Annotated in this window: 14 protein-coding genes; 12 read left to right on the top strand and 2 right to left on the bottom strand. The window is 63.1% G+C overall.

Annotation, left to right across the window (positions count from 1 at the left end; genetic code table 11):
- Positions 1 to 59: 59 nt before the first annotated feature.
- Positions 60 to 1,043, bottom strand: a complete 984-nt coding sequence (locus tag AB4Z27_RS06300) for a malate dehydrogenase (RefSeq protein ID WP_092290179.1) — start codon at positions 1,041 to 1,043, stop codon at positions 60 to 62.
- 334 nt (positions 1,044 to 1,377) lie between these two features.
- Between AB4Z27_RS06300 and AB4Z27_RS06305 the strand changes: the two genes are divergently transcribed.
- From AB4Z27_RS06305 to AB4Z27_RS06360, 12 genes are all read left to right on the top strand, one after another.
- A complete protein-coding gene (locus AB4Z27_RS06305) occupies positions 1,378 to 2,220 on the top strand; it encodes a GntR family transcriptional regulator (RefSeq protein WP_092290175.1) in 843 nt (280 codons plus the stop codon).
- A 434-nt stretch (positions 2,221 to 2,654) separates the two neighbouring features.
- Entirely contained in the window at positions 2,655 to 3,065 is a 411-nt protein-coding gene (sdhC, locus tag AB4Z27_RS06310; protein ID WP_092290173.1) for a succinate dehydrogenase, cytochrome b556 subunit, read from the top strand.
- 11 nt (positions 3,066 to 3,076) lie between these two features.
- Complete coding sequence (gene sdhD / locus AB4Z27_RS06315) at positions 3,077 to 3,442, top strand: succinate dehydrogenase, hydrophobic membrane anchor protein (protein ID WP_092290168.1); 366 nt, start codon at positions 3,077 to 3,079, stop codon at positions 3,440 to 3,442.
- 3 nt (positions 3,443 to 3,445) lie between these two features.
- Positions 3,446 to 5,224: a succinate dehydrogenase flavoprotein subunit gene (gene sdhA, locus AB4Z27_RS06320; RefSeq protein ID WP_092290166.1), complete on the top strand. Its 1,779-nt coding sequence runs from the start codon at positions 3,446 to 3,448 to the stop codon at positions 5,222 to 5,224.
- Positions 5,225 to 5,258: 34 nt separating this feature from the next.
- Positions 5,259 to 5,960: a succinate dehydrogenase iron-sulfur subunit gene (locus AB4Z27_RS06325; protein ID WP_092290164.1), complete on the top strand. Its 702-nt coding sequence runs from the start codon at positions 5,259 to 5,261 to the stop codon at positions 5,958 to 5,960.
- Positions 5,961 to 6,088: 128 nt separating this feature from the next.
- Positions 6,089 to 6,370: an FAD assembly factor SdhE gene (locus AB4Z27_RS06330; RefSeq protein ID WP_092290162.1), complete on the top strand. Its 282-nt coding sequence runs from the start codon at positions 6,089 to 6,091 to the stop codon at positions 6,368 to 6,370.
- Positions 6,371 to 6,412: 42 nt separating this feature from the next.
- Positions 6,413 to 7,714: a citrate synthase gene (gene gltA / locus AB4Z27_RS06335; protein WP_092290160.1), complete on the top strand. Its 1,302-nt coding sequence runs from the start codon at positions 6,413 to 6,415 to the stop codon at positions 7,712 to 7,714.
- 575 nt (positions 7,715 to 8,289) lie between these two features.
- Complete coding sequence (locus AB4Z27_RS06340) at positions 8,290 to 9,417, top strand: branched-chain amino acid ABC transporter substrate-binding protein (protein WP_092290159.1); 1,128 nt, start codon at positions 8,290 to 8,292, stop codon at positions 9,415 to 9,417.
- Between the two features lie 138 nt (positions 9,418 to 9,555).
- Positions 9,556 to 10,482, top strand: a complete 927-nt coding sequence (gene livH / locus AB4Z27_RS06345) for a high-affinity branched-chain amino acid ABC transporter permease LivH (protein WP_092290158.1) — start codon at positions 9,556 to 9,558, stop codon at positions 10,480 to 10,482.
- A 12-nt stretch (positions 10,483 to 10,494) separates the two neighbouring features.
- The gene (locus AB4Z27_RS06350) at positions 10,495 to 11,760 is read left to right on the top strand and encodes a high-affinity branched-chain amino acid ABC transporter permease LivM (protein ID WP_092290157.1); all 1,266 of its coding nucleotides are present in this window, start codon (positions 10,495 to 10,497) and stop codon (positions 11,758 to 11,760) included.
- Positions 11,757 to 12,524 carry a high-affinity branched-chain amino acid ABC transporter ATP-binding protein LivG gene (livG, locus tag AB4Z27_RS06355; RefSeq protein ID WP_092290156.1) on the top strand — a complete coding sequence of 256 codons (768 nt, stop codon included), beginning with the start codon at positions 11,757 to 11,759 and terminating at the stop codon, positions 12,522 to 12,524. Before AB4Z27_RS06350 ends, livG begins: the two co-directional genes overlap by 4 nt.
- Positions 12,524 to 13,225, top strand: a complete 702-nt coding sequence (locus tag AB4Z27_RS06360; protein WP_092290155.1) for an ABC transporter ATP-binding protein — start codon at positions 12,524 to 12,526, stop codon at positions 13,223 to 13,225. The genes livG and AB4Z27_RS06360 overlap by 1 nt, the downstream gene beginning before the upstream one ends.
- A gap of 106 nt (positions 13,226 to 13,331) precedes the next feature.
- On the opposite strand, the gene AB4Z27_RS06365 is transcribed toward AB4Z27_RS06360, so the two are convergent.
- Positions 13,332 to 13,697 (bottom strand): hypothetical protein (locus tag AB4Z27_RS06365; protein ID WP_441644100.1); only part of this gene is annotated, 366 nt, incomplete at its 5' end.

Below are 13,697 nucleotides of genomic sequence, written 5' to 3' on the forward strand. Positions count from 1 at the left end.
CGCCGATTGTTGCATCGATGCGGGACCCCGGTTCGTCATGCGCGGGAAGCTCCGGAAGATCAGCCCAGCAGATGCTGCACGCCGGCCTTTTCTTCTTCCAGTTCCTTCAGGGTGATGTTGATCTTTTCCTGGCTGTAGGCGTCGATCTCCAGACCCTTCACGATTTCATACTTGCCGTTGGCGGTGGTCACCGGGTAGCCGAACATGGTGTCGGCCGGGATGCCGTATTCGCCGTTCGACGGGATGCCCATCGTGACGACCTTGCCGTTCGAGCCCAGTACCCAGTCGTGCACGTGGTCGATGGCGGCGTTGGCGGCCGAGGCAGCCGACGACAGGCCACGGGCCTCGATGATGGCGGCGCCGCGCTTGCCAACGGTCGGCAGGAACACGTCGTTGTTCCAGACCGGGTCGTTGATCATGTCCTTGACGCTCTTGCCGTCCACGGTGGCGTAGCGGTAGTCGGCGTACATGGTCGGGCTGTGGTTGCCCCACACGAACATCTTCTCGATCGACGCCACCGGCTTGCCGGTCTTGGCGGCGATCTGCGACAGCGCGCGATTGTGGTCCAGGCGCAGCATCGCGGTGAAGTTCTCGCGCGGCAGGCTCGGGGCCGACTTCATGGCGATGTAGGCGTTGGTGTTGGCCGGGTTGCCCACCACCAGCACCTTGACGTTGCGGCTCGCCACTTCGTCGAGCGCCTTGCCCTGCACCGTGAAGATCTGGGCGTTGGCTTCGAGCAGGTCCTTGCGTTCCATGCCCTTGCTACGGGGACGGGCGCCAACCAGCAGGGCCACGTCGGCGTCCTTGAAGGCAACCTTGGGGTCATCGGTGATGACCACGCCGGCCAGCAGCGGGAACGCGCAGTCTTCCAGTTCCATCACCACGCCCTTGACGGCGGCCTGGGCTTGCGGGAGGTCGAGCAGTTGGAGGATAACCGGCTGGTCTTTGCCGAGCATGTCGCCATTGGCGATGCGGAACAGCAGGGAATAGCCGATCTGGCCAGCGGCGCCGGTCACTGCGACGCGCATTGGGGCTTTAGCCATGAGTAAATCTCCAAACGAAATGAGGGGTAACCGGTCAGTGGCGCCTGCCGCATGGGGCGGGCGCGTCGCGTGTCGCCACGGGGCAGGCTGGCGTCCGCCGCGTCGGGGGCGACAAGGCGTAAGTCTACTACTGCTATGTGGTGCGCCGCATCCCGAACGGTGCCGCAATGCCCGAATCCGGGTCTTGCGGGGGATGGCGGCCGGGGGCGGCGGCGCGGACTGCGCGAGTGTAGGACGGGCCTCCGTGACTGTCAATTTATATGTCTTATATAAGACATAAGACATTTCATAGCGTGCTGGACGCGATTCTCGATTTTGTGGTGAAATCCGGGCTATGTCATCCCTGCCCACGTCCCTGTCCGCCGCAGCCGGCAACGGCGCGCCGGAATCTGGCGCCCCCCAGAGCGGTGCCGGGACGCAGCCGCCCGCCGCCAATGCGCCGGCCGGCCCGGTCAATCCCTCGCCCACGTTCAGTCCCCTCTATCAGCAGATCAAGGCCCTGATCACCCAGAGCCTGCAGTCCGGCGAATGGAAACCGGGCGAAATGATCCCGAGCGAGATGGACCTGGCCGCGCGCTACAAGGTCAGCCAGGGCACGGTGCGCAAGGCCATCGACGAACTGGCTGCCGAGAACCTGGTGGCCCGCCGGCAGGGCAAGGGCACTTTCGTGACCACGCACTATGAGGACGTGGTCAAGTTCCGTTTCCTGCGGCTGGTACCCGACGAGGGCGAGCCGCACTATGGCGCGAGCCGGGTGCTGGAATGCAAGCGCCTGCGCGCGCCGGCCGAGATCGCACGGCTGCTGGATATCCGTACCGGCGACAGCGTCGTGCAGATCCGCCGCGTGCTGACATTTTCGAATGAAGCCACGGTGCTGGACGAGATCTGGCTGCTGGGTACCAATTTCAAAGGACTGACGGCCGAGAAGCTCAACGAGTGGAAGGGCCCGATGTACGCGCTGTTCGAGGCCGAGTTCGGCACGCGCATGATCCGCGCCACGGAAAAGATTCGGGCGGTTTCTGCCGATAATACGGCGGCCGAGTTGCTGTCCGTGGCCGCGGGTACGCCGCTGCTGTCGGTGGAGCGGGTATCGTTCACCTATGGCGATCGTCCGGTGGAAGTCCGCCGCGGCCTCTATGTGACCACCCGGCACTATTACCAGAATGACTTGAGTTAATGCATGGTGGCGATGCTCGCCAGGGTCGGAGCGCGATTATTGCGGCGCCTGCAGATGACCTGTGCTGACCGTTGCGGCCATTGAATGGAATCATCGGGAATGCGCCGGGGAGAAGTCCGATCCGGCGTGGTGCGCGAAGTATTGCGTGCGATTGTCGGGCACGCCGGGTTGGTGCGCGATAGCTGAAAATTATTGGTGCGGCGCGCAACAAAGGCGCTAAAATCATCTGGATTTGCTCCAGTGCATTCATTTGCATCCAGCGCAACCCACGCGCAGGATCCAAACCGGTGCGCACCGGAAGGCGGGTGTGTCCCGTGCCTTCAAGGTACCCGGAGTCGCGTCACTGCGCAATCGTGTAGCGATCCGGTGAAACCCGGAGCAATGGCAGTTTTCGTTCTTTTGCAGTTTTTTTTCTACCGCAAATGGGGTCTCGCATGGCTGAAGCCGTCAAACAAGCCAGGCCGGAGTTCCGGAACATCGGTATTGCGCAAATCGCGCGTTATCGGTTGCCCTGGGCCGGCAAGGTATCCATCCTGCATCGCGTCAGCGGTGCATTGATGTTCCTCCTCCTTCCGTTCGTTCTGTACCTGTTTGAGCAGAGCGTCACGTCCGAGCTGAGCTTCGCCAAGTTCTCGGCACTGCTGTCCAACGGCTTCGTCAAACTGGTCATCCTGGCGCTGATCTGGGGTTACCTGCATCACTTCTGCGCTGGCATCCGCTTCCTGCTGCTCGACGTGCACGTCGGCGTGGCAAAGCCCACGTCTGCAAAGTCGGCCGTCGCGGTGCTCGTCGTCAGCCTGCTGCTCACCCTGATTTTCGGGCTGAAGCTATTCGGCCTGTTCTGAGGAGAATCAAGGTGGCAAACAATAATATCGGTCCCAAGCGTCTTGTCGTCGGTGCGCACTACGGTCTGAAGGACTGGCTGGCGCAACGCGTGACCGCCGTGATCATGGTGCTGTTCACCGTGATCCTGGCGGGTGTGTACCTGGCTTTCGGCAATCCGTCGTACGAAGGCTGGGCAGGTCTCTTCTCCAACCAGTGGATGAAGATCCTGACGTTCCTCACCATCCTCTCGCTGCTGTATCACGCCTGGTTTGGCGTGCGCGACATCTGGATGGACTATGTGAAGCCGATGGCCGTGCGCCTCGTGCTGCAAGTTCTTACGATTCTGTGGCTCGTCGGTTGCGCGGGCTACGCTGCTCAGATTCTCTGGAGGGTGTAATAAATGGTCGCAGTCAAGACTGGATTGCCGCGTCGTCGGTTTGACGTGGTCATCGTCGGGGCGGGCGGCGCCGGGATGCGCGCATCCCTCCAGCTCGCGGAAGCCGGCCTGAACGTGGCCGTGCTGTCGAAGGTTTTCCCCACCCGCTCGCACACCGTGGCGGCGCAGGGTGGCATCGGTGCCTCGCTCGGCAACATGAGCGAGGACAACTGGCACTATCACTTCTACGACACCATCAAGGGCTCGGACTGGCTGGGCGACCAGGACGCCATCGAGTTCATGTGCCGGGAAGCGCCGAAGGTCGTGTACGAGCTCGAGCACTTCGGCATGCCGTTCGACCGTAATGCCGATGGCACGATCTACCAGCGTCCGTTCGGCGGCCACACGGCCAACTACGGCGAGAAGCCCGTGCAGCGTGCCTGCGCCGCGGCTGACCGTACCGGCCACGCGCTGCTGCACACGCTGTACCAGCGTAATGTGCGCGCAAAGACACATTTCTTCGTCGAATGGATGGCGCTGGACCTGATCCGCGACGAAGACGGTGATGTGCTGGGCGTGACCGCGCTGGAAATGGAGACCGGCGAGGTCTACATCCTCGAAGCCAAGACCACCCTGTTCGCCACCGGCGGCGCGGGCCGGATCTACGCGGCTTCCACCAACGCCTTCATCAACACGGGCGATGGCCTGGGCATGGCGGCACGTGCCGGCGTACCCCTGGAAGACATGGAGTTCTGGCAGTTCCACCCGACCGGCGTGGCCGGCGCGGGCGTGCTGATCACGGAAGGCGTGCGTGGCGAGGGCGGCATCCTGCGTAACAAGGATGGCGAGCGCTTCATGGAGCGCTATGCCCCGACGCTGAAGGATCTGGCGCCGCGTGACTTCGTGTCGCGCTCGATGGACCAGGAAATCAAGGAAGGCCGTGGCTGCGGCCCGAACGGCGACTACGTGCTGCTCGACCTGACCCACGTCGGTGCCGAGACCATCATGAAGCGCCTGCCGTCGATCCGAGAAATCGGCATGAAGTTCGCCAACGTCGACGCGATCAAGGAACCGATCCCCGTCGTGCCGACCATCCACTACCAGATGGGCGGTATCCCGACGAACTTCCACGGTCAGGTCGTGGTGCCGAAGAACGGCAACCCGAACGAGATCGTGAACGGCTTCTACGCGATCGGCGAATGCTCCTGCGTGTCGGTGCACGGCGCCAACCGCCTGGGCACGAACTCGCTGCTGGATCTGGTGGTGTTCGGCCGTGCGGCCGGCAACCACATCATCGCCAACGCGAACAAGCAGAAGGAACACAAGCCGCTGCCGGCTGACGCCGCGGACCGCGCCATGTCGCGCCTGGCCAAGCTGCAGGGCACGACCTCGGGCGAATACACCCAGGACGTGGCCAACGACATCCGCCGCAACATGCAGTCGCATGCCGGCGTGTTCCGTACGCAGAAGCTGATGGACGAAGGCGTCGAGCGCATCCTGGAAGTGGCGGAGCGTGCCAACAACATCCACCTGAAGGACAAGTCCAGGGTCTTCAACACCGCGCTGGTGGAAGCCCTGGAAGTGTCGAACCTGGTGGAAGTGGCCAAGGCGACGATGATCTCGGCCGCGGCCCGCAAGGAATCGCGTGGCGCCCACGCCCACAGCGACTTCCCGAACCGCGACGACAACAACTGGCTCAAGCACACGCTGTTCTACAGCGAAGGCAACCGCCTCGACTACAAGCCGGTGAAGATGGAGCCGCTGACAGTGGAATCGGTTCCGCCGAAGGCCCGTACCTTCTGAGCCCCGCATCGTAGAGACAACAGGACCCACAGAAATGAAGCGTATTTTCGAAGTCTACCGCTACGATCCGGACAAGGACGACGCGCCCCGCATGCAGACCTACGAGGTAGAACTCGACGGTCACGAGCGCATGCTGCTCGATGCGCTGGTCAAGCTGAAGAAGCTCGACGAGACCATCTCGTTCCGCCGTTCGTGCCGTGAAGGCGTGTGCGGTTCGGACGCGATGAACATCAACGGCAAGAACGGCCTGGCCTGCCTGACGAACATGCGCGAGCTGCCGGACCGCATCGTGCTGCGTCCGCTGCCCGGCCTGCCGGTGGTGCGCGACCTGATCGTCGACATGACGAACTTCTTCAAGCAGTACAACTCGATCAAGCCGTTCCTGATCAACGACGAGCCGCCGCCCGAGAAGGAGCGTCTGCAGTCGCCGCAGGAACGTGACGAGCTGGACGGCCTGTACGAGTGCATCTTGTGCGCGAGCTGCTCCACGTCCTGCCCGTCGTTCTGGTGGAACCCGGACAAGTTCGTCGGCCCGGCCGGCCTGCTGCAAGCCTACCGCTTCATCGCGGATAGCCGCGATCAGGCCACCGGCGAGCGTCTGGACAACCTGAACGACCCGTACCGCCTGTTCCGCTGCCACAGCATCATGAACTGCGTCGACGTGTGCCCGAAGGGTCTCAACCCGACGAAGGCCATCGGCAAGATCAAGGAACTGATGGTTCGCCGCGCGGTATAAACCAGCGGTATAAACTGCCTCCTGCCACCACGCGGGAGGCTGCAGTATCGCAGTCTGCAGTTGAAGTAAGCGGCGCGTCAGCCTGTTGAGGTATATCAGGTGACGCGCCGATCGCAAGAAGGCTGACCATGAGTCTTTCCACCACTTTCTCCCATCAGGCCGATCCGCATAAGCGCGCCCGGTTGCGCTGGCGTGCCCGCCGCGGCCTCCTGGAGAACGACATCATCGTCGAACGTTTCTTCAACCGTTACGAGGAGAGCCTGTCCGATGAGGACGTGGCATCGCTGGGCGAGCTGTTCGAGCTCAGCGACAACGAGTTGATGGACCTGCTGCTTGTCCGCAAGGAGCTGGACGGTGAGCTCGACACGCCCCCGATGCACCGGGTCCTGGACCTGCTGCGTTCGGTCTGAGTTTGGTCAACACTATTATTCACAGCATTTGAAGGAACCGACATGACGCCGTCCGATGTGAAAGCCACGCTATCGTTTTCCGATGGTTCCCCCAGCGTTGAGCTGCCGATCTACAAGGGTACCGTTGGCCCCGACGTGATCGACATTCGCAAGCTGTACGGACAGACCGGCAAGTTCACCTATGACCCGGGGTTCATGTCGACTGCGTCGTGCAACTCCAAGATCACCTACATCGACGGTGACAAGGGCGAACTGCTGTACCGCGGCTATCCGATCGAGCAGCTGGCAGGCAAGTGCGATCACCTGGAAACCTGCTACCTGCTGCTGAAGGGCGAACTGCCCAACGCCAAGCAGAAGGAAGAGTTCGTCAACAGCGTGATGAACCACACGATGGTTCACGAGCAGCTGCAATTCTTCCTGCGCGGCTTCCGCCGCGATGCCCACCCGATGGCCGTGCTGACGGGTCTCGTGGGCGCGATGAGCGCGTTCTACCACGACGCGATGGACATCGATGATCCGCACCAGCGCGAGATCTCGGCCATCCGCCTGATCGCCAAGATGCCGACCCTCGTGGCCATGGCATACAAGTACAACATCGGCCAGCCGTACATCTACCCGCAGAACGACCTGTCCTACTCGGGCAACTTCCTGCGCATGATGTTTGGCACGCCGTGCGCCCCGTACACCGTGAACCCGGTGCTCGAGCGCGCGCTGGACCGCATCTTCATCCTGCACGCAGACCACGAGCAGAACGCCTCGACCTCGACGGTGCGCCTGGCTGGCTCGTCGGGCACGAACCCGTTCGCCGCCATCGCCGCTGGCGTGGCCTGCCTGTGGGGTCCGGCCCACGGCGGCGCCAACGAAGCTGCGCTGAAGATGCTGGAAGAGATTGGCAGCGTGGACAACATCAACGAGTTCATCAAGCAGGTCAAGGACAAGAACTCGGGCGTGCGCCTGATGGGCTTTGGCCACCGCGTGTACAAGAACTACGATCCGCGCGCCAAGCTGATGCGCGAAACCTGCCATGAAGTGCTGAACGAACTGGGCCTGCACAACGACCCGCTGTTCAAGCTCGCCATGGAACTGGAAAAGATCGCGCTGGAAGACGAGTACTTCGTGAGCCGCAAGCTGTACCCGAACGTGGACTTCTACTCGGGTATCGTGCAGCGCGCGCTGGGCATCCCGACCTCGCTGTTCACCTGCATCTTCGCCCTGGCACGTACGCCGGGCTGGATCTCGCAGTGGGAAGAGATGATCACGGACCCCGAGTACAAGATCGGCCGTCCGCGCCAGCTCTTCAACGGCAACGCCGCCCGCGAAGTGCCGGACATGGCCAAGCGCTGATCCCGCCGCGCGAGCGCAGGGTGGCCTAGTCGCCTTGCACTGCAGCAAACACAAACGCCCCGGCTTGCCGGGGCGTTTGTTTTTCCGGCGGCGTGGCGTTGTGCGGCGCCGCGCCAGGGTCATCTGCGCAGCTATGCACAACAGTTGTGAAAGGCCATTTTTGCGACGATTCCTGCCATGCGAAGGTTGCAACTGTCTACATTTGTTGTCTGATTTTCGGCAAAGTCGGGAACTATCGCCCCAACGGGTTGCAACTTCCCTCTATAATGCGGGCTGCTTTTGCCACCGGCAGCCGGGCCACCCTTCCGGCACGTCGCGAGGCAAGGCGGGGCAGGCGAAGCGCTTGCGCAATAGAGAACGCATCAACGTTGTCTTTCCGAACTTTTGGCGCCACGGGCTTCCGGGCGCTGACACATGCCGGGCCCCGCATCGCTTCACGTCTTCATCGCAGGCCCGTCTTCCGCTTCGGGTCGTCCCTCCGCCACCTCTGGCGGCTCTCCCCGCGGGTGTTGTTCGATTGCGCTGGTCATGCCGCCTCTGCCCGGAATGACCTAAACATAATCGAGGAGCTCCTGATGACGTTGTCCCGTCTCACGTCCACTGCCATGGCCGCCGTGATTGCCACCGCCGGCCTCACTGCCGCCAGCCTGGCCCACGCCGAAACCGTCAAGATCGCCATCGCCGGCCCCATGAGCGGCTCGGTCGCCCAGTACGGCGACATGGTCAAGGCCGGTGCCCTGACCGCCATCGAACAGATCAATGCCGCGGGCGGTGCCGGTGGCAACAAGCTCGAAGTGGTGCTGATGGACGACGCCTGCGAGCCGAAGCAGGCCGTGGCGGTTGCCAACAAGGTCGTGAGCCAGAACATCCGCTTCGTGATTGGCCACGTGTGCTCCGGCTCGACGATCCCGGCATCGGATATTTACGAGAACGAAGGCATCGTGATGGTCACGCCGTCGGCCACCGCGCCGCAGCTGACCGAGAACAAGAAGCGCAAGTTCATCTTCCGCACCATCGGCCGTGACGACCAGCAGGGTCCTGCCGCTGCCCAGTACATCATCGGCAAGGTCAAGCCGAAGAAGGTGGCTGTGCTGCACGACAAGCAGTCGTACGGCCAGGGCATCGCCTCGTCGGTGAAGAAGGACCTGGAAGCGGCCAAGATTCCCGTGGCCGTGTTCGAAGGCATCAACGCCGGCGATTCGGACTACTCCGCTGTCATCACGAAGCTGAAGTCGCAGGGCGTGGACTTCGTCTACTTCGGCGGCTATCACCCGGAAATGGGCCTGCTGCTGCGCCAAGCGCGCGAGCAGGGCGTGAAGGCCACGTTCATGGGCCCCGAAGGCGTGGGCAACAAGGACGTGACGGCCATCGCCGGCCCGTCGTCGGAAGGCATGCTGGTCACGCTGCCGGCCGACTTCTCGGCCGACCCGGCCAACGCCGCGCTGGTGAAGGCCTTCGCCGACAAGAAGCGCGACGCCAACGGCCCGTTCCAGATGCCCGCCTACGCCGCCGTGAAGATCATCGGCGACGCCATCGCCGGCGCCAAGAGCACGGACCCGGCCAAGGTGGCCGCGTACATGCACAAGAACGCGTTCACCACGCCGATCGGCAAGGTCGAGTACGACGAGAAGGGCGATCTGAAGTCGTTCAAGTTCGTCGTCTACACGTGGCACAAGGACGCCACGAAGACCGCCGCCAACTAAGTCCGGCGCCAGTCTGGCGAAACGCCTCGCTCCCGCATAGGGAGCGGGGCGTTTTGGTATCGGTTCGATGTCGGATAGTCGTCACATCATGATGGCCCGCGCGCCGCATCGGGCTCCCCGATCCACAAGGTCCCCCGCATGAACGAATTCCTTCCACAGTTCACCCAGCAGCTGGTCAACGGCCTGACACTGGGTGCGATCTATGCGCTGATCGCCATTGGCTACACCATGGTCTACGGCATCATCGGCATGATCAACTTTGCCCACGGCGAGATCTACATGATCGGCGCCTACGTGGGCCTCGTGACCCTGACCGCCATCGGCGCGCAGGCCGGCTACCCGCTGCCGCTGGTGCTGGGTGCTGCGCTGATCGTGTCCGTGGCCGTCACCGGCTGTTATGGCTTTGCCGTGGAGCGCGTGGCGTATCGCCCCTTGCGCGGCGGGCCGCGCCTTGTGCCGTTGATCTCGGCCATCGGCATGTCGATTTTTCTTCAGAACTACGTCCAGATCGGGCAAGGTGCACGCGACGTGTCCGTGCCGGTGCTGATCTCGGGTGCCATCGAATTCCAGATGGGCAGTGACTTCGTCGTGACCGTGCCGTATTCGCGCCTGCTGATCGTGGGCGTGACGCTGGTGCTGATGGTGGCGCTGACGCTGTTCATCGGCCACTCGCGCATGGGTCGCGCCTGCCGCGCCTGTGCGGAGGACATGCGCATGGCCAACCTGCTCGGCATCGACACGAACCGCGTGATCTCGTTCACCTTCGTGCTCGGCGCGATGCTGGCCGCCGTGGGCGGCGTGCTGATCGGGCTGACCATCGGCAAGCTCAATCCCTTCATCGGTTTCATTGCCGGCATCAAGGCCTTTACGGCCGCCGTGCTGGGCGGCATCGGCAGCATTCCGGGCGCGATGCTCGGCGGCGTGCTGCTGGGTCTGGCCGAAACCTTCGCCTCCGGCTACATGCCGGCCGAGTACAAGGATGTGGTGGCCTTCGGCCTGCTGGTCCTCGTGCTGCTGTTCCGTCCGACCGGCCTGCTTGGCAAGCCGGATGTGGAAAAGGTCTGAGGAGGGCGCCCCATGACACAAGCGATGTATCAAAAATCCGTCTCGCATTCCGTCGCGCAGACGATAAAAAACGCGGTGACGGCGGCCGTGATGACGGCCATCCTCACCATTCCCGTGCTGGGCCTGCAACTGAAGCTGGACGGCTACAAGGTGGTGCTGGAGCCACACTGGCGGCCGGTCTGGATCGCCGTGGCGGCCGTTTTCGTCTTTCAGCTGCTCAAGCCGCTGCTCACGCGGGCCCGTAGCGCCGTGAAGCTGCCCGCCGCGCCGGCGATGGGCGCGCAGCAGCAGCGCGTGGTGATCTGGGTGCTGCTGGCGGTGGGGCTGGTCTGGCCGTTCTTTGGCTCGCGCGGCGCGGTGGACGTGGCCACGCTTGCCCTGATCTACGTGATCCTGGGCCTGGGCCTGAACATCGTGGTGGGCTTCGCTGGCCTGCTCGACCTGGGCTACGTGGGCTTCTACGCGGTGGGCGGCTATACGTATGCGCTGCTCAACCAGTATTTCGGGTTCACGTTCTGGGAGTGCCTGCCGATTGCTGCGGGCATGTCGGCGCTGTTCGGCTTCGTGCTCGGCTTCCCCGTGCTGCGGCTGCGCGGCGACTACCTGGCCATCGTCACGCTCGGCTTCGGTGAAATCATCCGCCTGCTCTTGAACAATCTGACCAGCCTGACTGGCGGCCCGGACGGCGTCTCGGGCATTCCGAAGCCGACCGTGTTCGGCATCGAGATGGCGCGTAGCGCGAGCGTGGAAGGCACGCGCACGTTCCACGAAATGATCGGGCTCGACTACACCGGACAGCACATGGTGATCTTCCTGTACCTGCTGGCGCTGCTGCTGGTCGGTTTCACCCTGTTCGTGACGAGCCGCCTGATCCGCATGCCGATGGGCCGCGCCTGGGAGGCGCTGCGCGACGACGAGATCGCCTGCCGCTCGCTGGGCCTGAATCCCACGCGCATCAAGCTGTCGGCATTCACGCTGGGCGCCTCGTTCGCGGGGCTGGCCGGCGCGTTCTTCGCGGCGCGCCAGGGGCTGGTCAATCCGGAATCGTTCACGTTTATCGAATCGGCGTTGATCCTGGCCGTGGTGGTGCTGGGCGGCATGGGCTCGCAGCTGGGCGTGATCCTGGCAGCCATCCTGCTGACCGTGCTGCCCGAGGTGGCGCGCGATTTTGCCGAATACCGCATGCTGATTTTCGGCCTGGTGATGGTGCTGATGATGATGTGGCGTCCGCAGGGCTTGCTGCCCGCGAGCCGTCCCCACGTGGAGTTGCCGCAATGAGCGCGGAAATGCTGAAAGTATCCGGCCTGCAGATGCGCTTTGGCGGGCTGCTGGCCGTGGACGGCATCGATTTCGATGTGCGTCGCGACGAGGTCTTCGCCATCATCGGCCCGAACGGCGCCGGCAAGACCACGGTGTTCAACTGCGTGGGCGGCTTCTACAAGCCCACCGGCGGCGAAGTCACGCTGGACGGCCAGGCCATCGCCGGCCTGCCGAGCCACCAGGTGGCGCGGCGCGGGCTGGTGCGCACGTTTCAGAATATTCGCCTGTTCAAGTCGCTGACCGTGGTGGAGAACCTGCTCGTGGCGCAGCACCTGCAGGTCAAGGCCGGCCTGCTGCGCGGGCTGTTCGCCACGCCGGCCTACCGCCGCGCCGAGCGCGAGGCGCTGGAGCGCGCCGCCGTCTGGCTCGAACGCATGGGCCTGACCTCGGTGGCCAATCGCGAGGCGGGCACGCTGTCCTATGGACACCAGCGCCGGCTCGAGATCGCGCGCTGCATGATCACCAAGCCGCGCCTGCTGATGTTGGACGAACCGGCGGCGGGCCTGAATCCGCAGGAAAAGATCGAACTGCAACAATTGATCGACAAATTGCGCCACGAATTCAACATTTCGGTGCTGCTGATCGAGCATGACATGAGCCTCGTCATGGGCGTGTCCGACCGCATCCTCGTGATGGAGCACGGCAAGCCGATCGTCATCGGCAAGCCGGACGAAGTGCGCAACGACCCGCGCGTGATCAAGGCCTACCTGGGAGAGGACTGATGCTGAAGCTGGAACAGGTCCATACCCACTATGGCGCCGTGGAAGCGCTGAGCGGCGTATCGATCGAAGTGAACAAGGGCGAAATCGTCACGCTGATCGGTAGCAACGGCGCAGGCAAGACCACGCTGATGATGACCGTGTGCGGCTCGCCGCGCGCCTCGAGCGGCCGCGTGTCGTTCGAGGGGCAGGACATCACGCAGCGCAATACCCACGAGATCATGCGCATGGGCATGGCGATCTCGCCGGAGGGGCGGCGAGTGTTCCCGAGCCTGACCGTGCTGGAAAACCTGAAGATGGGCGCGTTCTTCGCCAGCCGGCACGACATCGAGGCCGGCATCGAGCACGTTTTCAAGCTTTTTCCGAGGCTGAACCAGCGCTCGGGCCAGCGTGCGGGCACGATGTCCGGCGGCGAACAGCAAATGCTGGCCATCGGCCGCGCCCTGATGAGCCGCCCCCGTCTGCTGCTGCTGGACGAGCCAACGCTGGGCCTCGCCCCGCTGATCATCGCCCAGATCTTCGACATCATCCGCACCATCCGTGATGAAGGCGTCACAGTGTTCTTGGTCGAGCAGAACGCCAACAAGGCCCTGCAGGTCGCCGACCGGGGCTACGTGCTGGAGACCGGGAAGGTGGTGCTGGCAGATACCGGGGAGAATTTGCTGGCGAATGACCGGATACGGGCGGCGTATTTGGGTGGGTGAGGGGGAGGGTAGGTGGCGGAGCCTTGGGTAAAAAAGCACCGCCACTCGCCTGCGATGGCTAACCGCAGGACCTTAACTACGCTTTGGATTCCGTGGCGTCTTGTTCCTAGCACTCTCCTTCGGAACTAAGGCCGTAGCCGCAAGCCAACGGATCGCCCCATTTATTGTGCTTGTAAAGTAAATATACAGAGTCGCCTCTATTCCAATACAAGGTGGCGGTTCCACTTGAGCGCAGTCGGAATTCGCCAAAACTGTTATCGCTGAATTTCACTACGCCCGTCGCGTAGCAGGGCGAATAGCGTTCCGTGGTAATAACGTAGCCTTCCACGGGATAGGCTTTCGAGAAGTATCGTTTTACCTGTGCCACCGTTGGTTGGAATATCTTGCAGCGCTCGGTCATGTCCACGTCGTCCGGCTCGGCATTTTGCCCGGTCTCGGTGATGATGACTTTCTTGACGGTTCTGGCGTCACT

It is taken from the genome of Cupriavidus sp. KB_39, assembly GCF_052114485.1.
Lineage (GTDB): Bacteria > Pseudomonadota > Gammaproteobacteria > Burkholderiales > Burkholderiaceae > Cupriavidus.

What these genes read in the sequence shown, in the direction of transcription:
- AB4Z27_RS06305 (WP_092290175.1), top strand. Translation starts at nt 1,378, where the DNA reads ATGTCATCCCTGCCCACGTCCCTGTCCGCCGCAGCCGGCAACGGCGCG.
- sdhA (WP_092290166.1), top strand. Translation starts at nt 3,446, where the DNA reads ATGGTCGCAGTCAAGACTGGATTGCCGCGTCGTCGGTTTGACGTGGTC.
- AB4Z27_RS06350 (WP_092290157.1), top strand. Translation starts at nt 10,495, where the DNA reads ATGACACAAGCGATGTATCAAAAATCCGTCTCGCATTCCGTCGCGCAG.
- AB4Z27_RS06300 (WP_092290179.1), bottom strand. Translation starts at nt 1,043, where the DNA reads ATGGCTAAAGCCCCAATGCGCGTCGCAGTGACCGGCGCCGCTGGCCAG.
- AB4Z27_RS06360 (WP_092290155.1), top strand. Translation starts at nt 12,524, where the DNA reads ATGCTGAAGCTGGAACAGGTCCATACCCACTATGGCGCCGTGGAAGCG.
- gltA (WP_092290160.1), top strand. Translation starts at nt 6,413, where the DNA reads ATGACGCCGTCCGATGTGAAAGCCACGCTATCGTTTTCCGATGGTTCC.
- sdhC (WP_092290173.1), top strand. Translation starts at nt 2,655, where the DNA reads ATGGCTGAAGCCGTCAAACAAGCCAGGCCGGAGTTCCGGAACATCGGT.
- AB4Z27_RS06325 (WP_092290164.1), top strand. Translation starts at nt 5,259, where the DNA reads ATGAAGCGTATTTTCGAAGTCTACCGCTACGATCCGGACAAGGACGAC.
- livG (WP_092290156.1), top strand. Translation starts at nt 11,757, where the DNA reads ATGAGCGCGGAAATGCTGAAAGTATCCGGCCTGCAGATGCGCTTTGGC.
- livH (WP_092290158.1), top strand. Translation starts at nt 9,556, where the DNA reads ATGAACGAATTCCTTCCACAGTTCACCCAGCAGCTGGTCAACGGCCTG.
- AB4Z27_RS06330 (WP_092290162.1), top strand. Translation starts at nt 6,089, where the DNA reads ATGAGTCTTTCCACCACTTTCTCCCATCAGGCCGATCCGCATAAGCGC.
- AB4Z27_RS06340 (WP_092290159.1), top strand. Translation starts at nt 8,290, where the DNA reads ATGACGTTGTCCCGTCTCACGTCCACTGCCATGGCCGCCGTGATTGCC.